This is a genomic window from Streptomyces sp. NRRL S-37, from assembly GCF_000721605.1.
In the GTDB taxonomy this organism is placed as follows: Bacteria; Actinomycetota; Actinomycetes; order Streptomycetales; family Streptomycetaceae; genus Streptomyces.
On sequence record NZ_JOIZ01000017.1, the window covers coordinates 35,654 to 53,351 of the forward strand.

Consider the following 17,698-nt stretch of genomic DNA (forward strand, 5'->3'; position numbering starts at 1 on the left):
ACACCCCCACCACTACGACTCGGCCAAACTCCGCCCCCTTCCCCCCGCCCTACCGTGGAACCGGCAACCCACCCGCACACCCCCACCACGGAAGGGCCGGAACCCGCACATGACTTCCACCACCGCCTTCTGGCTCGCCGGCCGCCAGGCCACCGGCGAGACCGCCTTCGACGTCACCTCCCCCTGGGACGGCCGCACCGTCGGCACGGTGAGCGTCCCCACCGACGCCCAGGTCGAAGAGGCCGTCTCCGCCGCCCACGCCGTCCGCGAGGACTTCGCCGCCACCCCCGCCCACGTCCGCGCCGCCGCCCTCGACCACGTCAGCCGCCGCCTCGCCGAGCGCACCGAGGAGATCGCCCATCTGATCTCCGCCGAGAACGGCAAGCCGGTCAAGTGGGCCCGCGGAGAGGTCGGCCGCGCGGTCTCCGTGTTCCGTTTCGCCGCCGAGGAGGCCCGCCGCTTCAACGGCGGCGAGGCCCAGCGCCTGGACACCGACGCCGGCGGCCAGGGCCGGCTCGCCTTCACCCGCCGCTTCCCCAAGGGCGTCGTCCTCGGCATCGCGCCGTTCAACTTCCCGCTGAACCTGTGCGCCCACAAGATCGCCCCCGCGATCGCCGCGGGCGCGCCGATCATCCTCAAGCCGGCCCCCGCCACGCCCCTCTCCGGCCTGATCCTCGGTGAGCTGCTCGCCGAGACCGAGCTGCCCGCCGGTTCCTGGAGCATCCTCCCGGTCCCCAACGACCGCATGCCCGCCCTGGTCCAGGACGAGCGCCTCCCGGTGATCTCCTTCACCGGCTCCGAGACGGTCGGTTACGCGATCATGGACTCGGTGCCGCGCAAGCACTGCACCCTGGAGCTGGGCGGCAACGGCGCGGCCGTCGTCCTCGCCGACTTCGGACGCGACGAGGACCTGGACCGGGCCGCGCAGCGCATCGCGACCTTCTCCAACTACCAGGGCGGCCAGTCCTGCATCTCGGTGCAGCGCGTGATCGCCGACGCCTCCGTGTACGACCGGCTGCTGCCGCGCATCGTCGCCGCCGTCGAGGCGCAGGTCACCGGCGACCCGAACGACGACGCCACCGACGTCGGCCCGCTGGTCAGCGAGGCCGCCGCGCAGCGCGTGGAGGCCTGGGTCGACGAGGCCGTCGCCGCGGGCGCCACCCTCCTCACCGGCGGCAAGCGCGACGGCGCCTCCTACGCGCCGACCGTGCTCGCCGACGTACCGGCCGACGCGACGATCTCCCGTGAGGAGGTCTTCGGGCCGGTGCTGACCGTGCAGAAGGCGGACGGCGAGGCGGCGGCCTTCGCGGCCGTCAACGACTCCAAGTACGGCCTCCAGGCGGGCGTGTTCACACACGACCTGCAGACCGCCTTCCGGGCCCACCGGGCCCTGGAGGTCGGCGGTGTGGTCATCGGTGACGTGCCCTCCTACCGCGCCGACCAGATGCCGTACGGCGGTGCCAAGCAGTCCGGTGTGGGCCGTGAGGGCGTGCGGTTCGCGATGGACGACTACACCTACGAGCGGGTGATGGTCCTGACGGGCCTCGCGCTCTGACCCACCCGCGAAAGGCCGACGGCCCGAGCCCGCTGTGCGGGGGCTCGGGCCGTCGGTCCTCGGCGACCGGTGCGGTCAGCGGAAGGCGGGAGCGGTGACGGCCGGGCGGTGGGCGCCGTAGTAGTCCTCGTCCTCCCAGCTGTCCTCCTCGCTGTTGATGGCGGCCACGACGCCGATGGCTATCAGGACGATCACGGCGATGCCGAGGACGAGGCCGATGATGCCCGTGATCAGGCCGGCCTGGGCCTGCCCGTGGTTGTCGGCGAGGCCCTGTTCGGCCTTCTTGCGGCCCTTGATGCCGAAGACGATGGCGAGGACGCCGAGGACGACGGAGACCACGCCGTAGAAGCAGAACAGGCAGCAGGCCAGGATGCCGAGCACCATGGCCGCGACGCCCATGCCGTTCTGCCGCTGGCCCGGCATGCCGGGCCAGCCGTAGCCCGGCGGGTAGCCGGGGTATCCGTAGCCGCCGGGTGCGCCGGGGCCGGTGGGCGCGACGGGCGGCGGGGGCAGCGCGGAGCCCTGGGTGTCGAAGGGCGTGGCGCCGCCCGGGGGCGTGGCGCCGGCGGGCGGGACGTAGCCGGCACCCGGCATCCCGGCGATGGTGGGCTGGTTGTGCACGGACGGCGGCTGCGGCGCGGACAGCCCGTCGGCGACGGTCGGCGTGGCCGGTGGCTGCGGCGGCCGGCCGGCGCCGGACGTGCGGTCCTTGTCCAGTGAGGGCCTGCCCTCCGGGGGCGCCCAGGGGTCGTCGGCGCCCGTGTCCCCGCCCGGCTGCGTCGCGTCCGTCATCTGGAGTTCCCCCTCGGCCTCGATCGTCCGGCCATGCTACGGCTCCGCCGCCCCGTGCCGCCCCGCACCCCCTTCGGCGACCGCCTACGATGACCCCGAGTCACCGATCAGCCGATCATCCGCGTCCCGCCGCCCGTGCGGCCCGGGGGCGCCGTTCCGGGGAGGAACCTTGACCGACCGTCTCGTCGAGCCGCGCGTCCCGCGCGATCTGCGCGCCTTCATCGCCGGGCTGCCCAAGGCCGAACTGCACGTGCACCACGTCGGATCCGCCTCCCCCCGCATCGTCTCGGAGCTGGCCGCCCGCCACCCCGACTCCAAGGTCCCCACCGACCCCGAGGCCCTGGCCGACTACTTCACCTTCACGGACTTCGCCCACTTCATCGAGGTGTACCTGTCCGTCGTCGACCTGATCCGCACCCCCGAGGACGTACGGCTGCTGACCTACGAGGTGGCCCGTGAACTGGCCCGGCAGCAGGTGCGGTACGCCGAGCTGACCATCACCCCGTTCTCCTCCACCCGGCGCGGCATCGACGAGCGTGCCTTCATGGACGCGATCGAGGACGCCCGCAAGGCGGCCGAGGCCGAGCTCGGGACCGTGCTGCGCTGGTGCTTCGACATCCCCGGCGAGGCCGGTCTCGAGTCCGCCGAGGAGACCACGCGGCTCGCCACCGATGACCGGCTGCGCCCGGAGGGCCTGGTCTCCTTCGGTCTCGGCGGGCCGGAGATCGGCGTGCCCCGGCCGCAGTTCAAGCCGTACTTCGACCGCGCGATCGCCGCCGGACTGCACTCCGTGCCGCACGCGGGCGAGACCACGGGCCCGGAGACCGTGTGGGACGCGCTGGGCGAGCTGGGTGCGGAGCGCATCGGGCACGGGACCAGCTCCGCCCGCGACCCGAAGCTGCTCCAGCACCTGGCGGAGCGGCGCATCCCGCTGGAGGTGTGCCCCACCTCCAACATCGCCACCCGCGCGGTGGCCGACCTCGACGAGCACCCCATCAAGGAGTTCACGCGGGCCGGTGTCCTGGTCACGGTCAACTCCGACGACCCGCCGATGTTCGGCACCGACCTGAACAACGAGTACGCGGTCGCCGCGCGGCTGCTGGAGCTCGACGAGCGGGGACTGGCCGGCCTGGCGAAGAACGCGGTCGAGGCGTCGTTCATGGACCCGGCCGGCAAGGCGCGGCTGGCCGCCGAGATCGACGCCTACACCTCGTCCTGGCTCGCCTCCTGACCACCCGCGAAGGTCCCGCCATGCAGAACGTGACCGCCGTGGCCCACCGCGGCGACCCCTACCGCGTCCGCGAGAACACCCTCGCCTCGCTGCGGTCCGCGCTCCACCGGGGCGCGGACGCGGTGGAGGTCGACGTACGCCTCACCCGGGACGGTGTCCCGGTGCTGCTCCACGACGGCACGCTGAAGCGGCTCTGGGGACACGACCGTCCGCTGTCGTCGCTGTCATGGGAGGAGGTGCGCGGGGTCACGGACGGCGGGGTGCCCACGCTCTCCGACGCGCTGGCGGCGACGGACGGCGGCCGGGTGATGATCGACCTGCCCGGCGAACCCGGCGTCCGCGCGGTGCGCCGGGTCGTGGACGCCGTACGGGAGCGGGACGCGCAGGACCGCGTTTATTACTGCGCGGGCGCCCCCGCCATGCTCGCCGTGCGGGCGGCGGACCCGTCCGCCGAGATCGCGCTCACGCGTACGACGCTGGCGCCGGCCCGCGCCGGTCTGCTGGAGGCGATCCGGCCGCGCTGGCTGAACTACCGCTTCAGCCTGGTCGACCGCGCTCTCGCGGACCGTGTCCACCGGGCCGGCTACCTGCTCTCCGTCTGGACCCCGGACACCCGCCGCTCCATGCGCCGTCTGCTGGACCTGGGCGTCGACTCGATCACCACCAACCGCGTCGACGTCCTGTGCGCGCTGCGTGCGGCCGGGAACCGGCCGGGGCGGCAGGCACCTTAGGGGCAACCCCTGACAACTCCCTTGTACACACAGGGGAGTTGGTCGGGGGTGCACCAGGGCGGGCGCCCTCCCTGACGACGATCCCGAGGCGGCCCGCACGGCCGGAGGATGATCACGTCCTTCCGCCGAACTCCCCCGAGGAGCAGCCGATGCACGTCCGCCGCCGTACCACCCTGCTCGCCGCCTCCCTCGTCCTCGCCCTGGGCGCGGGCCCGCTCGCCGCGCCCGCGTTCGCCTCCCCCGCCCCGCGGGCGCCCGTGTGCACCACCGCACCGTCCCACCAGGCGCTGTGCGAGGCGATCGAAGGGCTGCCCGACCAAGACGCGACCGCCGCGCTCGTCCGGCTGGGCGGTACCGAGGGTTCCTGGCAGGGCAGTTCGGGGGTGCGGGACCTGGCGAGCGGCCGGGCGGCCGACCCGGACGCGCGGTTCAGGGCCGGCTCGACGACCAAGGTGGTGACGGCCGCCGCCGTCCTCCGGCTCGCGGCCGAGGGCGAGGTCGACCTCGACGCGTCGATCGAGCGCTATCTCCCCGGCCTGCTCGGCCCCGAGTTCGAGAAGCCCGTCACCGTGCGGAATCTGCTGAACCACACCAGCGGCATCAAGCCGGGCGTCAGTTGGGGGGACACCTTCGAGGAGCAGTACGCACACCGCTACGACACGCTCACCCCGTGGCGGGTCGTGAAGTCGGCGGTCGCGCAGGGCCCGGCGTTCACCGCCGGTGACGAGCAGCAGTACCTCAACATCAACTACACGATCCTCGGCCTGCTGATCGAGAAGGTGACCAGGCACTCGTACGCCTCCGAGGTGACCCGGCTCGTACTGCGTCCCGCCGGGATGCAGCACACGTACTTCCCCGGCACCGACCCGCGTATCCGGGGACCCCACAACCATGGTTACCAGCGAGTCGAACGGCCGGACGGGACGAGCCGGCTGGTCGACGTCACCGAGTGGAACGTGGCCGACCGCTGGGCGGCCGGGGACATGATCTCGACCACCGCCGACCTGGAGCGGCTGGTCACGGCCCTCTTCCGCGGACAGATCGTGCCCGAACCGCAGTTGCGGGAGATGTTCACGGTCCCGGCGGACATCGAGGGCGCCGCCTACAGCGCGGGCCTGACCCGCCTGGAGCTGGGGGGCACGGTCTACTGGGGCAAGAGCGGGGCCCGCCCCGGCTACAGCACGATGCTCGCCGCGACCGAGGACCTGAGCTTCACCCTCGTGTACTCGCTCTCCGACACCGATGCGAAGGACACGACGGCGAACCCGGTCGCCGAGCGCATCAAGGCGGCCGCCCTCAGGTAGCGAGGGCGGGTGCCGGGTCCGGCGTGAGCGCCTCCAGTTGCTTGACCCTACGGCGTACGGCGTACAGCGGGATCACGCCGAACACCCCGAAGGCCATGTCGATGACGCTCCACCAGAAGGGGATGCCGCGGACCGGTCCGCAGATCAGCGCGAGCGGGATGATGCCGGCGCAGGCGATCATGCCGAACTCGATCACCCAGATGTTGCGGAGCGGGTCGCGGTAGGGGCCGTAGAAGGCGACGGCGATCACGAGGTGGGCGAAGGCGAGCCAGTCGGTGCCGTAGAGGAGGAAGGGGTACTCGGCGTCGGCGGCGTCGAGGCCGTCCCGTACGCGCTCGATCCACTCCATGAGGCCGGGAAGGTGCTCCGGAGCGCCCAGTGAACGCAGCACGTCCTCGGTCCAGCGCAGTTCGTGCACCAGCGGGAAGGCCGTGGCGCCGCTGAGCACCAGGCAGACGACGAAGAAGGCCAGCCAGGCGCGGATGCCCTTGAGCAGGGCGGCTCTGTCGCTCATGGCAGCAGCGTACGCCGAGAGTTGAACATGTTCAAAAATGGGGTCCGCCCCTGGGAACACCTCGGCCCCGGACGGTGGCGCACCGTCCGGGGCCGAGGCTTCGGCGCCTAGCCGTCGAGCGACGTCATCACGTGCTTGACGCGCGTGTAGTCGTCGAAGCCGTACGCCGAGAGGTCCTTGCCGTAGCCGGACTTCTTGAAGCCGCCGTGCGGCATCTCCGCGACCAGCGGGATGTGGGTGTTGATCCACACGCAGCCGAAGTCGAGCTTCTTGGACATCCGCATCGCGCGGGAGTGGTCCTTGGTCCACACCGAGGAGGCCAGCGCGTACTCGACGCCGTTGGCGTACGCGACGGCCTGGTCCTCGTCGGTGAACGACTGGACGGTGATGACCGGCCCGAAGACCTCCTTCTGGACGATCTCGTCGTCCTGGTTCAGGCCGGAGACGACGGTCGGGGCGTAGAAGAAGCCCTTGTCGCCGACGCGCTTGCCGCCGGCGACCACGCGCGCGTGCGCCGGCAGCCGCTCGATGAAGCCCTCGACCTGCCCCAGCTGGTGGGGGTTGTTGAGCGGGCCGAAGAGCACGTCCTCGTCGTCCGGCATGCCGGTCTTCGTGTCGGCGGCGGCCTTGGCGAGCGCGGTGACGAACTCGTCGTGGATGGACTCGTGGACGAGCACGCGCGTGGCGGCCGTGCAGTCCTGGCCGGCGTTGAAGAAGCCCGCGACGGAGATGTCCTCGACGGCCTTGGCGATGTCGGTGTCCTCGAAGACGACGACCGGGGCCTTGCCGCCCAGCTCCAGATGGACCCGCTTGAGGTCCTTGGAGGCGGACTCGGCGACCGACATGCCGGCACGCACCGAACCGGTGATGGACGCCATCGCCGGGGTGGGGTGCTCGACCATGAGGCGGCCGGTGTCGCGGTCGCCGCAGACGACGTTGAAGACGCCCTTGGGAAGGATCGAGCCGAGGATCTCGGCGAGCAGGACCGTGGAGGCCGGGGTGGTGTCCGAGGGCTTCAGGACGACGGTGTTGCCCGCGGCGATCGCCGGGGCGAACTTCCACACGGCCATCATCATCGGGTAGTTCCAGGGGGCGACCTGCGCGCAGACGCCGATCGGCTCACGGCGCACGAAGGAGGTCAGTCCCTCCATGTACTCGCCGGCGCCCTTGCCCTCCAGCATCCGCGCCGCGCCCGCGAAGAAGCGGATCTGGTCCACCATCGGCGGGATCTCCTCGGTGCGGGTCAGCCCCGTGGGCTTGCCCGTGTTCTCCACCTCGGCGGCGATGAGTTCCTCGGCGCGCTCCTCGACGGCGTCCGCGATCTTCAGCAGGGCCTTCTGGCGCTCGGCCGGGGTGGTGTCGCGCCAGCCGGGGAACGCCTCGGCGGCGGCCGCCATCGCGGCGTCCACATCCGCCTGCCCGGACAGCGGAGCGGTCGCGTACGCCTCGCCCGTCGCGGGGTTGACCACCTCGGTGGTCCGTCCGTCGGCGGCGTCCCGGAACTCACCGCCGATGTAGTTGCGCAGACGACGCAGCTCGGTGCTCACTGCAGGCCCTCCTGGTGTTCCTTGTGGGTGTCCGAGGTGTCTGGGGTGTCGAGAATGTCGAGTGTCCAGCCTCTGAGACACCCACCCTAGACCGACGGCTGTCGTTTTCAACACCCCCACCCGCTCCACTCCTGCGAAATCCGCAAGCCGAGACGCCTCAGACAACGAAATTCATCGATCGAGCCTTGCAGAACTGTCGATACGTCGTGCACAGTGGCACCGTGGCCAGTCGAAGCGCAGACCCGAGGGACTCCCGCGAGTCCAAGAACGGCGGCGGTCCCCAGTTGGACGCCGTCTCCCTCGCCATCATCGAGCAGCTCCAGGAGGACGGCCGCCGGCCGTACGCCGCCATCGGCAAGGCCGTGGGCCTGTCGGAGGCGGCCGTGCGCCAGCGGGTGCAGAAGCTGCTGGACCAGGGCGTGATGCAGATCGTCGCCGTCACGGACCCGCTCACCGTGGGCTTCCGCCGCCAGGCGATGGTCGGGGTCAACGTCGAGGGTGACGTGGAGTCCGTGGCCGACGCGCTGACCGCCATGGACGAGTGCGAGTACGTGGTGATGACCGCGGGCTCCTTCGACCTCATGGTCGAGATCGTCTGCGAGGACGACGACCACCTCCTGGAGGTCATCAACCGGCGCATCCGGGCCGTCCCCGGAGTGCGCTCCACCGAGAGTTTCGTCTACCTCAAGCTCAAGAAGCAGACCTACATGTGGGGAACCCGATAACCGTGAGCACCGACGACCTCAGCAAGTCCGCGTACGACCACCTGTGGATGCACTTCACCCGCATGTCCTCGTACGAGAACTCCCCCGTCCCCACCATCGTCCGGGGCGAGGGCACCCACATCTACGACGACAAGGGCAAGCGCTACCTCGACGGCCTCGCGGGCCTGTTCGTGGTGCAGGCGGGCCACGGCCGTCAGGAGCTCGCGGAGACCGCCTCCAAGCAGGCCCAGGAGCTGGCCTTCTTCCCGGTGTGGTCCTACGCCCACCCCAAGGCCGTGGAGCTGGCGGAGCGGCTCGCGCACGAGGCGCCGGGCGACCTCAACAAGGTCTTCTTCACCACCGGCGGCGGCGAGGCGGTGGAGACCGCCTGGAAGCTCGCCAAGCAGTACTTCAAGCTCACCGGCAAGCCGACCAAGTACAAGGTCATATCCCGCGCGGTGGCCTACCACGGCACCCCGCAGGGCGCCCTGTCCATCACCGGACTGCCGGCCCTGAAGGCGCCGTTCGAGCCGCTCGTCCCGGGCGCGCACAAGGTGCCCAACACCAACATCTACCGGGCGCCGGTCCACGGCGACGACCCGGAGGCGTTCGGCCGCTGGGCCGCCGACCAGATCGAGCAGCAGATCCTCTTCGAGGGCCCGGACACGGTGGCCGCCGTCTTCCTGGAGCCGGTGCAGAACGCGGGCGGCTGCTTCCCGCCCCCGCCCGGCTACTTCCAGCGGGTGCGCGAGATCTGCGACCGGTACGACGTGCTGCTCGTCTCCGACGAGGTCATCTGCGCCTTCGGCCGGCTCGGCACGACCTTCGCCTGCGACAAGTTCGGCTACGTGCCGGACATGATCACCTGCGCCAAGGGCATGACCTCGGGCTACTCCCCCATCGGCGCGTGCATCGTCTCCGACCGGCTCGCCGAGCCGTTCTACCGGGGCGACAACACCTTCCTGCACGGCTACACCTTCGGCGGCCACCCCGTCTCCGCGGCGGTCGGCGTCGCCAACCTCGACCTGTTCGAGCGCGAGGGCCTCAACCAGCACGTGCTCGACAACGAGGGCGCCTTCCGCGCCACCCTGGAGAAGCTGCACGACCTGCCGATCGTCGGCGACGTCCGCGGCAACGGCTTCTTCTACGGCATCGAACTGGTCAAGGACAAGAACACCAAGGAGTCCTTCGACGCCGACGAGACCGAGCGCGTGCTCTACGGCTTCCTGTCGAAGAAGCTCTTCGAGAACGGCCTGTACTGCCGGGCCGACGACCGCGGCGACCCGGTCGTCCAGCTCGCCCCGCCGCTGATCTCGAACCAGGAGACCTTCGACGAGATCGAGCAGATCCTGCGCGCGACCCTCTCGGAGGCCTGGACCAAGCTGTAGGCCGTTGGAGGTTCCGATCTTCCTTCTGGATGATCAACACCAGCCCCGTGCCGCCCGTTCGAGTGAGAATGGACGGCACGGGGCCGTGTTGTTGTCCGGCCTCGTGCCATGGCCTGCCTAGCGTGCCCATTGACTCCGCCCCCTCGCTGGACGACGGGACTTCCTGGCTCACGCTGCTCCGTTGTTCAGCGAACAACGGAGTCTCACGCGATCGACACCAGCCGGGTTGAGCCCAGCCCGGACGGCAGCAACGCCAAGGAGGCAGCACGTGCTTGGTTCTCGCGACGCGCTGTCCACAACGCACAACGATACGTGGAACCGAGACCGTGACCGGCGGCCTGCGCTCTCGTTCCCCCATACGGGGGACACAGCACGGCACTTTCTGATCTGAACCGAGGTGTACGCCCATGGTGGCCCCACCGGACAACGACGTGCTCTGGGCGCGAGCCCTGCACCACCGGTACGACGACGGCTCACCCGGACTGAGCGGGGTCTCGCTCGGCGTCCGGGAGGGCGAGATCCTCGCCGTCGGCGGCCCGCGCGGCAGCGGGAAGACGACCCTGCTGCGCTGTCTGTCCGGCCTGCTGCCCGCGAAGAGCGGCGAGGTCTGGTTCAACAGCGTGCCCGTGCACACCATGAGCCCCGTCGCCCGCGAGCGGCTGCGCCGGGACCACTTCGGCTGGATCGACCCGGAACCGGTGCTGGTGCCCGAGCTGAACGTCCGGGAGAACACCGCCCTGCCGCTGATGCTGCGCGGCACCGACCGGCGCCGCGCCAGGACGGCGGCCCTGGAGTGGCTGGAGCGCCTCGACATCGGCGACAAGGCCCGCAGGCACCCCGGGGAGCTGACGCAGGCGGAGCGGCAGCGGGTGTGCATCGCCCGCGCCCTCGCCCCGGCGCCCGCGGTGCTGTTCGCCGACGAGCCGACCGCCCCGCTGTACCGCGTCGACCGCGGCCATGTACTGCGCACGCTCACCACCGCCGCCCGCTCGCACGGCATCACCGTGGTCCTCGCGACCCAGGACCCGCAGACCGCGGCCCTCGCCGACCGCACCGTGTCGCTGCTCGACGGGCGGCGGGTGCGCACCGTACATCTGCCTCCGGTCGCCGGAGCGGCCGAGACGGAAGGCCGGGCGGCGTGCTCGCTCTCCGTCTGACCCGAAGCGCCCACACCGCCGTCCAGGTGCGGCGGCTCCTGGTCACGGCCGCGTCCGCGGGCACGGGCTTCCTGCTGCTCAGCACCCTCGGCCACGCGCTGGGCCACTCCGACCCGGCCTCCTCGGCGCTCCGGCTCGCCTGGTGCGCGGTCCCGCTGGCGGCCACGGTGTACTTCGCGATCGCGGTCGCCCGCACCGATCCGGGCACCCGGCCCCGGCCCGGCCTGTCGGCGATCGGTCTCGGACCCGTCCGGCTGATGGCGGTCTCTGCGGCCACCACGGCGCTGTCCTGCGCGCTGGGCTCACTGCTGGCCCTGCTGGTCTTCCTCCACCTGCGCGGCGACCTCACCGCCCTGCCCTCCGACGGCGCCACGGCGGACTACCTCGCCACCGGCCGGCCGCTTCCGCTGCCGGCCGCCCTGACCCTGCTGGCACTCGTGCCGCTGAGCGCGTCGGCGGCCGTGGCGGTGGCACTGCGGCCGCGCGAGCCGGCGGCGGGCGCGGCCCGCGCGGGGCGGACGTACGGCAGGTTCGGCGCGTACCGGCGCACGGCGGTACGCGAGTCGTTCGGGGCGTACGGACGGTTCGGCAAGCACCTGGGGGCGGCGGCCCGCGGCCGGCGTACGGCCGCGGCGGCACCGGAGCGGGAGGACACGGCGGAGGAGGCCCCCGGGACGGCTGCCGGGACGACTGGCGGCACCGAGCCCGCCGACGCCGGGACCACCGTGCCGTTCACCCCGCCGTCCGGACTGCCGTGGGGCATCGCGGTGCTGGCGGTGGGCCTGGCCGTGGAGGCCCTCGCGAGCCGTACGGGCGGCGGGGGCGCGCCGGGTGACCGGCCCTCCGCGCTGCTCGGTCTGGCCCTGACCGCCGTCGGTCTCGCCCTGGCCGGTCCCGGCCTCACCCATCTGTGCGGCAGGCTGCTGCAGACGGCGCGGCCCGGCGCGCTGCGGCTGCTGGCCGGACGGGTCCTCATGACCGAGGCCACCCGCGTCGGACGCCCCCTGGGCGTGGTCTGCGCGGTGCTGTCGGCCGCGTACGCCATGGCCTCGCTGCACGACCGCGAGGACGCCCCCGCCGGCCCGCTCGTCATGCTCGGGGTGCTGGTGGTGGCCGGCTGTACGACGGCGACACTGCTGACGGCCGCCGTCGAGGCCAGGCAGGCCCGCGCCGGCACCACCGCCGCGCTGCGGCGCCTCGGGGCGGCCACGGGGACGCTGCGCCGGGCCGCCGCGCTCCGCGCGGGTGTGCTGCTGGCCCTGTTCGGGCCGTTGACCCTGGTCGTGGCCGAGCTGTCGGCGTGGCCGCTGGCCCGCTGACGCCCCGTCGGAAAAACGGTTCGAAAAAATCTTCGCGGGCCGATGAGTTCCGCGCGGGCCCCCGGTCTACCCCCACGAACGCTACGGAACCGAACGGGAAAGGCCCCGCCATGTACCAGCAGATGATCTTCGTGAACCTGGCCGTCGACGACCTCGACGCCTCGAAGAAGTTCTTCACGGAGCTCGGCTACTCGATCAACCCGCAGTTCAGCGACGAGACCGCCGCGTCGGTCGTGATCAGCGACACGATCATCGCGATGCTGCTGACCAAGCAGAAGTACGCGGGGTTCACCAAGAAGGAGATCGTGGACGCCACGAAGAGCAGCGAGGTGCTGCTGGGGCTGAGCGCGGAGAGCCGGGAGAAGGTCGACGAGCTGGTGGAGAAGGCCGTCGCGGCGGGCGGTTCGGTCACCGGCGAGACCCAGGACCACGGCTTCATGTACGGCCGCGCCTTCGACGACCTCGACGGCCACACCTGGGAGGTCATCTGGATGGACCCGGCCGCGGTGCAGGGCTGACGCCCCCGCGGGCTCCAGGAGGCGCCGTTCGGGTCCCGCCGGGGGCGCGGGCCCCGGCAGCACCCTCCCGAAGGGCCCCGGGCGGCGCTGTCGTCGGCGGCCGACCCGGGCCCTGGACGACACCCCCTAGCATGGGCGGGTGCAGACGAGTCCCGCCCATGCCGTCCATCACGGGGACCGCGAGATAGAGACGCTCGAGGAGTTCGACGCGATCGTCTCGTCCCGCGGCACGCTCTCCGGATTCCGTGTCCAGTCCGTCGATCTGACCGACCGGACACGGGAGTTGCTCACCCACGACACCGCCGGGGCCGTCTTCCTCGGCTGTCCGATGCGCCCCGACGCGGCGGAGAAGCTCCGCGCCGACGGCGCCCTGGTGCTCCCGCCCGTCCCGGGCCTGCCCTTCGACCCGTACCGGGGGCATCTCTACACGCCCGGTGACCTGTTCGCCTCGCTCGACAAGGGCTACGAGGCGACCCCGGACGCGCTGGCCTACGCCTGGTTCCAGCGGACCAAGGCGGACGGCGACATCTTCGCCTCCATGCTGCGCGCGGTCCACGACGACTCCATGTCCGACGCCCTGGACGAACTCCTGCGCGGGGCGCGGGTCGTGGGCGTGATGGGCGGTCACGCGATGGCCCGCGGCACCGAGGAGTTCCGGGGTGCCGCCCGGCTCGGACGGGCGCTGACCCACGCCGGTTTCACGGTGGCGACGGGCGGCGGTCCGGGCGCGATGGAGGCGGCGAACCTCGGTGCCTACGCGGCCCCGTACGACGACGTCATGCTGGACGAGGCCTGCGAACTCCTCGCCCGTGCGCCCTCGTTCACGCCGTCGATCACCGACTGGGCGCGTGCCGCCTTCGAGGTGCGCACCCGCTGGCCGAAGGGCAACCACTCGATCGGCATCCCCACCTGGTTCTACGGCCACGAGCCGCCGAACGCCTTCGCCTCGCACATCGCGAAGTACTTCGCCAACGCCACCCGTGAGGACGGACTGCTGGCCCGCTGCGACGCGGGCGTGGTGTTCCTGCCGGGCGCCGCCGGCACCGTACAGGAGATCTTCGACAACGCGACGCCGAACTACTACGGGTCGCGCGGTGAGCCCACGCCCATGGTGCTGGTGAACCGGGCGCACTGGACGGAGAGACTGCCTGCCTGGCCGCTGCTGCGGTCGCTCGCCCGGGAGCGCTCGATGGAGACCCGGATCGCCCTGGTCGACCGGATCGAGGAGGCCCCGGAGGCCCTGAAACGTCTGGGCGGTTAATAAAAAGGCAAAGCCCGGTCCCGCTGTAGGCATATGCGTTGACACTACTTATGCGGCGCTTATAGACCTGAGAGCCACATGGGAGTGCTGATGCTCCGTCAACGCTCCCTTCACCCCCCTCATTTACGCTCTCTCGTAAGGACAAACGTGGCAGTTCTGTCCGTATCCCGCCGTACCGTCGCGCGCTCCGTGCGCGCCCTCGGTGTCGTCTCCGCGTCCGCCGCCCTCGCGATCGGTGTCGCCGGCAGCGCGGCGGCCTGCAACATCAGCGAGTTCTCGGCCGAGGCCAAGTGCGTCGGTGACAAGGGCGTCATCACCGTCACCGACAAGGACCCGGCCGGCGTTCCCGCCACCATCACCGTGTTCCTGCAGGACAAGCAGGTCGGCGAGCAGGTGGTCAAGGGCACCCGTGAGGGCACCACCATCACCTTCGAGGAGGACTGGAAGCCGAACGCCGAGTACCGCATCCACGTCGACGCGAAGCCCTACGTCGACGAGGACATCAAGCCGAACCTGGTCACCCCGGCGACGGCCTGCAAGACGGAGGAGGAGCCCCCGGCCGAGGAGGCGCCGAAGCCGACCCCGTCGGAGTCCTCCTCCACCCCGGCCGAGGAGGCGCCGAAGCCGACTCCTTCGGAGTCGGAGAGCGAGAGCGCCGCTCCGGCGGACACCTCGAGCAACGCGCCCTCCCCCGCCGGTGAGTCGAACCTCGCCGAGACCGGTGCCAACTCCAACACCGGCCTGATCGCCGGCGTCGCGGCCGCCCTGGTCGTGGCCGGCGGTGGCGCGGTCTTCTTCGGCATGCGCCGCCGCGGGGCGAGCAGCCAGCGCTGACGCCTCACGCACACAGTGGCGGCCCGTCCCCTCCCGGGGGCGGGCCGCTTCCGTCACCGGCCGCCGCGCCGGACGCCGCCCGCTCCGGCCCGGCGTCCGGCGCGGCGGGACCGCCCCACCCGGTGCGCGATCTTCTCGCGGGAACGGTCATGCGTGCGTGGTGTCATGCCGCACGCCCCAGGCGGCCGCGCTCACCCCAGCACGGCGGTCTCCGCCGCGTCGAACTCCACCCCGACCTCGTCCCCGACCTCCGGCGCGGTCCTGAGCGCGCAGGCCGCCTCCAGGCGGGGCGCGTCCTCGGGCTGGAGGTGGACGGCGACGTGCGTGCCGCGGAAGGTGCGTGCGACCACCGTGCAGCGCAGGCCCTCACCGGCCGGGACCAGGCGGACACCGGCGGGGCGGACGAGCAGCGTCCGCGCGCCCTGCGGGGCACCTTCGGGGACGGGGAGCTTGCCCCAGGGGGTCACCGCGACAGCGTCGCCCACCGTCGCCTCGACGACGTTCTCGAAGCCGAGGAAGCGGGCCACGAACGCGTCGGCCGGACGCCGCCACACCTCGAGGGGCGTACCGGACTGGGCGATCCGTCCGTCCCGCATCACCACCACCCGGTCGGCCAGCGCGAACGCCTCACCCTGGTCGTGCGTCACGGCGAGCACCGTGGTGCCCAGCCGGCCGAACAGTTCGCGCAGCTCGACGACGAGACGCTCCCTGAGCGACCGGTCGAGCTGCCCGAGCGGCTCGTCGAGCATCAGCAGCCGGGGGCGGGGCGCGAGGGCGCGGGCGAGCGCGACGCGCTGCTGCTCGCCGCCGGACAGCGCGGCGACGGCGCGTCCGGCCGCGTCCGGCAGCCCTACAAGGTCCAGCAACTCCCTTACGCGGTGCGCCTGTTCGCTCCGCGACGCGCCGTGCATACGCAGGCCGAAGGCGACGTTGCCGCCCACGTCCCGCTGCGGGAAGAGCTGGTGGTCCTGGAACATCAGCCCGACGCCGCGCCTGTGCGCGGGCACGCCCGACTGGTCGCGTCCGTCGAGCGACACCCGCCCGGAGTCGAGGGGCTGCAGTCCGGCCACCGTCCGCAGCAGCGTGGACTTGCCGCTGCCGCTGGGGCCGAGCACGCACACGATCTCGTGTTCCGCGACCCCCAGGTCGACGGCGTCCAGCACCGGCCGTCCCCCGAAGCGGACGGTCGCGGCCTGAAGACTCAGCAGCATCTAGAACTCCCCGGTCCGGTCGGTCCGCAGCCGCTCAAGGACGAGCAGCGCCACCGCGCACACGGTCATCAGAATCGTCGACAGGGCCATCGCCTGGCCGTAGTTGAGGTCCCCGGGCCGCCCCAGCAGCCGTGCCACGGCGACCGGCAGCGTCGGATTCTCCGGCCGCGCGATGAACACCGTCGCCCCGAACTCGCCCAGCGACACCGCGAACGCGAACCCGGCCGCGATCAGCAGCGCCCGCCGCACCAGCGGCAGGTCCACCTCCCGCCACGCCCGCCACGGCGACGCCCCGAGCACCGCCGCCGCCTCCCGCAGCCGTACGTCCACGGCCCGCAGCACCGGCAGCATGGTCCGTACGACGAAGGGGACGCCGACCAGCGCCTGGGCGAGCGGGACCAGGATCCAGGAGGCGCGCAGGTCCAGGGGCGGCTCGTCGAGGGCGATGAGGAAACCGAAGCCGACGGTCACCGCGGACACCCCGAGCGGCAGCATCAGCAGCGCGTCGAAGCCGCGCACCAGCCGTCCCGCGTCCCGCCGGGTCAGTGCCGCGGCGGCGAGACCGCCGATCACCACGGCGATGGCGGTGGCGGCGACGGCGTACTGGAGCGAGTTGCCGACCGCCTCGATCGGCGCGGCCAGGAACACTCCTCCGTCGTCCCGGGTCAGCTCCCGGTAGTAGCCGAGACCGGCGGCACCGAAGGACCGTTCCACCAGCACCGCGAGCGGCAGCAGGAGCAGGACGGCGACGGTGGCGACGACCGTGCCGAGCAGCGCCCACTGTCCGGCGCCGCGCGGCCGGCGCGCGGTCACCGAGGCGTCCACCAGCCGCAGCGCGGTCTCCCGGCGCCGTACGGTCCAGGCGTGCAGGGCGAGGATCGCCCCCACGGCGACGAACTGGATCATCGTCAGGACGGCGGCCGTGGACAGGTCGAAGATCTCCGAGGTCTGCCGGTAGATCTCCACTTCGAGGGTGGAGAAGGTGGGTCCGCCGAGGATCTGCACCACGCCGAAGGAGGTGAAGGTGAACAGGAAGACCATCAGCGCCGCCGCGGCCACGGCGGGCGCGAGCGCGGGCAGGGTGACGGTCCGCCAGGCCGCGAACCGGGAGGCGCCGAGCATCCGCGCGGCCTCCTCCTGCCGCGGGTCGAGCTGGGACCAGAGCCCGCCCACGATGCGTACGACGACGGCGTAGTTGAAGAAGACGTGCGCGAGCAGGATCGCCCACACGGTGGTGTCCAGCCGCACGCCCCACAGCTCGTCGAGGAGTCCGCCGCGTCCGACGAGCGCCATGAACGCCGTACCGACGACGACCGTCGGCAGCACGAACGGCACGGTGACCACGGCCCGCAGCACCTGCCTGCCGGGGAAGTCGAAGCGGGCGAGGACGTACGCGCCGGGCAGGGCGATCAGCAGGGTGAGGGCGGTGGAGACGAGGGCCTGCCAGGTGGTGAACCACAGGACCTGACGGACGTCGGACTGCGCCAGTACGTCCCCGATCCGCCCGAGGTGCCAGGTCCCGTCGGTCTTCAGTCCGCGCGCGACGATCGCGGTGACGGGATAGGCGAAGAAGACGGCGAAGAACGCGACGGGCGCGGCCATCAGGCCGAGCCGCGCCGCGCTCCCGCGCCG

The 17,698-nt window shown here is 72.1% G+C and carries 16 protein-coding genes; 11 read left to right on the forward strand and 5 right to left on the reverse strand.

The window, feature by feature from the left end:
• Window positions 1-109 precede the first annotated feature (109 nt).
• On the forward strand, window positions 110-1,555 hold the full coding sequence (locus tag IH50_RS0124055) for an aldehyde dehydrogenase family protein (protein WP_030866021.1): 1,446 nt from the start codon (window positions 110-112) through the stop codon (window positions 1,553-1,555).
• A 75-nt stretch (window positions 1,556-1,630) separates the two neighbouring features.
• Here the strand turns inward: IH50_RS0124055 and IH50_RS0124060 are convergent, their stop codons facing one another.
• Window positions 1,631-2,347 (reverse strand): DUF4190 domain-containing protein, encoded by a 717-nt coding sequence (locus IH50_RS0124060; protein ID WP_030866023.1) that lies wholly within the window; start codon window positions 2,345-2,347, stop codon window positions 1,631-1,633.
• Window positions 2,348-2,516: 169 nt separating this feature from the next.
• Between IH50_RS0124060 and IH50_RS0124065 the strand changes: the two genes are divergently transcribed.
• From IH50_RS0124065 to IH50_RS0124080, 3 genes are all read left to right on the forward strand, one after another.
• A complete protein-coding gene (locus IH50_RS0124065; RefSeq protein WP_030866026.1) occupies window positions 2,517-3,578 on the forward strand; it encodes an adenosine deaminase in 1,062 nt (353 codons plus the stop codon).
• A 20-nt stretch (window positions 3,579-3,598) separates the two neighbouring features.
• Complete coding sequence (locus IH50_RS0124070) at window positions 3,599-4,309, forward strand: glycerophosphodiester phosphodiesterase (RefSeq protein WP_037872812.1); 711 nt, start codon at window positions 3,599-3,601, stop codon at window positions 4,307-4,309.
• Between the two features lie 149 nt (window positions 4,310-4,458).
• On the forward strand, window positions 4,459-5,613 hold the full coding sequence (locus tag IH50_RS0124080) for a serine hydrolase domain-containing protein (RefSeq protein WP_030866033.1): 1,155 nt from the start codon (window positions 4,459-4,461) through the stop codon (window positions 5,611-5,613).
• Here IH50_RS0124080 and IH50_RS0124085 read toward each other — a convergent pair.
• Together IH50_RS0124085 and IH50_RS0124090 are read right to left on the reverse strand one after the other, a co-directional pair.
• Window positions 5,606-6,127, reverse strand: coding sequence for a membrane protein (locus IH50_RS0124085; protein ID WP_030866037.1), 522 nt, complete (start codon window positions 6,125-6,127; stop codon window positions 5,606-5,608). The genes IH50_RS0124080 and IH50_RS0124085 overlap by 8 nt on opposite strands.
• Before the next feature lie 107 nt (window positions 6,128-6,234).
• Complete coding sequence (locus IH50_RS0124090; protein WP_030866041.1) at window positions 6,235-7,674, reverse strand: gamma-aminobutyraldehyde dehydrogenase; 1,440 nt, start codon at window positions 7,672-7,674, stop codon at window positions 6,235-6,237.
• A 206-nt stretch (window positions 7,675-7,880) separates the two neighbouring features.
• Between IH50_RS0124090 and IH50_RS0124095 the strand changes: the two genes are divergently transcribed.
• The 7 genes from IH50_RS0124095 (at window position 7,881) to IH50_RS0124125 (ending at window position 14,855) form a co-directional block, all read left to right on the forward strand.
• Window positions 7,881-8,399: an Lrp/AsnC family transcriptional regulator gene (locus tag IH50_RS0124095; protein ID WP_030866046.1), complete on the forward strand. Its 519-nt coding sequence runs from the start codon at window positions 7,881-7,883 to the stop codon at window positions 8,397-8,399.
• A 2-nt stretch (window positions 8,400-8,401) separates the two neighbouring features.
• The gene (locus tag IH50_RS0124100; protein ID WP_030866048.1) at window positions 8,402-9,766 is read left to right on the forward strand and encodes an aspartate aminotransferase family protein; all 1,365 of its coding nucleotides are present in this window, start codon (window positions 8,402-8,404) and stop codon (window positions 9,764-9,766) included.
• A gap of 407 nt (window positions 9,767-10,173) precedes the next feature.
• Window positions 10,174-10,923, forward strand: coding sequence for an ABC transporter ATP-binding protein (locus IH50_RS0124105; protein ID WP_030866051.1), 750 nt, complete (start codon window positions 10,174-10,176; stop codon window positions 10,921-10,923).
• Window positions 10,905-12,242 carry a hypothetical protein gene (locus IH50_RS0124110; RefSeq protein WP_030866053.1) on the forward strand — a complete coding sequence of 446 codons (1,338 nt, stop codon included), beginning with the start codon at window positions 10,905-10,907 and terminating at the stop codon, window positions 12,240-12,242. Before IH50_RS0124105 ends, IH50_RS0124110 begins: the two co-directional genes overlap by 19 nt.
• Before the next feature lie 110 nt (window positions 12,243-12,352).
• On the forward strand, window positions 12,353-12,760 hold the full coding sequence (locus IH50_RS0124115; RefSeq protein ID WP_030866056.1) for a VOC family protein: 408 nt from the start codon (window positions 12,353-12,355) through the stop codon (window positions 12,758-12,760).
• Window positions 12,761-12,899: 139 nt separating this feature from the next.
• Window positions 12,900-14,021, forward strand: a complete 1,122-nt coding sequence (locus IH50_RS0124120) for an LOG family protein (protein WP_030866059.1) — start codon at window positions 12,900-12,902, stop codon at window positions 14,019-14,021.
• A gap of 147 nt (window positions 14,022-14,168) precedes the next feature.
• Complete coding sequence (locus IH50_RS0124125) at window positions 14,169-14,855, forward strand: LAETG motif-containing sortase-dependent surface protein (RefSeq protein WP_030866062.1); 687 nt, start codon at window positions 14,169-14,171, stop codon at window positions 14,853-14,855.
• Between the two features lie 191 nt (window positions 14,856-15,046).
• Here the strand turns inward: IH50_RS0124125 and IH50_RS0124130 are convergent, their stop codons facing one another.
• Window positions 15,047-16,066 (reverse strand): ABC transporter ATP-binding protein, encoded by a 1,020-nt coding sequence (locus tag IH50_RS0124130; protein WP_030866065.1) that lies wholly within the window; start codon window positions 16,064-16,066, stop codon window positions 15,047-15,049.
• On the reverse strand, window positions 16,067-17,668 hold the full coding sequence (locus IH50_RS0124135) for an ABC transporter permease (protein ID WP_107062139.1): 1,602 nt from the start codon (window positions 17,666-17,668) through the stop codon (window positions 16,067-16,069).
• Between the last annotated feature and the right edge of the window lie 30 nt (window positions 17,669-17,698).

Coding starts and splice junctions, on each gene's coding strand:
- IH50_RS0124115 (WP_030866056.1), top strand. CDS start 12,353: ATGTACCAGCAGATGATCTTCGTGAACCTGGCCGTCGACGACCTCGAC.
- IH50_RS0124105 (WP_030866051.1), top strand. CDS start 10,174: ATGGTGGCCCCACCGGACAACGACGTGCTCTGGGCGCGAGCCCTGCAC.
- IH50_RS0124135 (WP_107062139.1), bottom strand. CDS start 17,668: ATGGCCGCGCCCGTCGCGTTCTTCGCCGTCTTCTTCGCCTATCCCGTC.
- IH50_RS0124085 (WP_030866037.1), bottom strand. CDS start 6,127: ATGAGCGACAGAGCCGCCCTGCTCAAGGGCATCCGCGCCTGGCTGGCC.
- IH50_RS0124060 (WP_030866023.1), bottom strand. CDS start 2,347: ATGACGGACGCGACGCAGCCGGGCGGGGACACGGGCGCCGACGACCCC.
- IH50_RS0124130 (WP_030866065.1), bottom strand. CDS start 16,066: ATGCTGCTGAGTCTTCAGGCCGCGACCGTCCGCTTCGGGGGACGGCCG.
- IH50_RS0124070 (WP_037872812.1), top strand. CDS start 3,599: ATGCAGAACGTGACCGCCGTGGCCCACCGCGGCGACCCCTACCGCGTC.
- IH50_RS0124080 (WP_030866033.1), top strand. CDS start 4,459: ATGCACGTCCGCCGCCGTACCACCCTGCTCGCCGCCTCCCTCGTCCTC.
- IH50_RS0124055 (WP_030866021.1), top strand. CDS start 110: ATGACTTCCACCACCGCCTTCTGGCTCGCCGGCCGCCAGGCCACCGGC.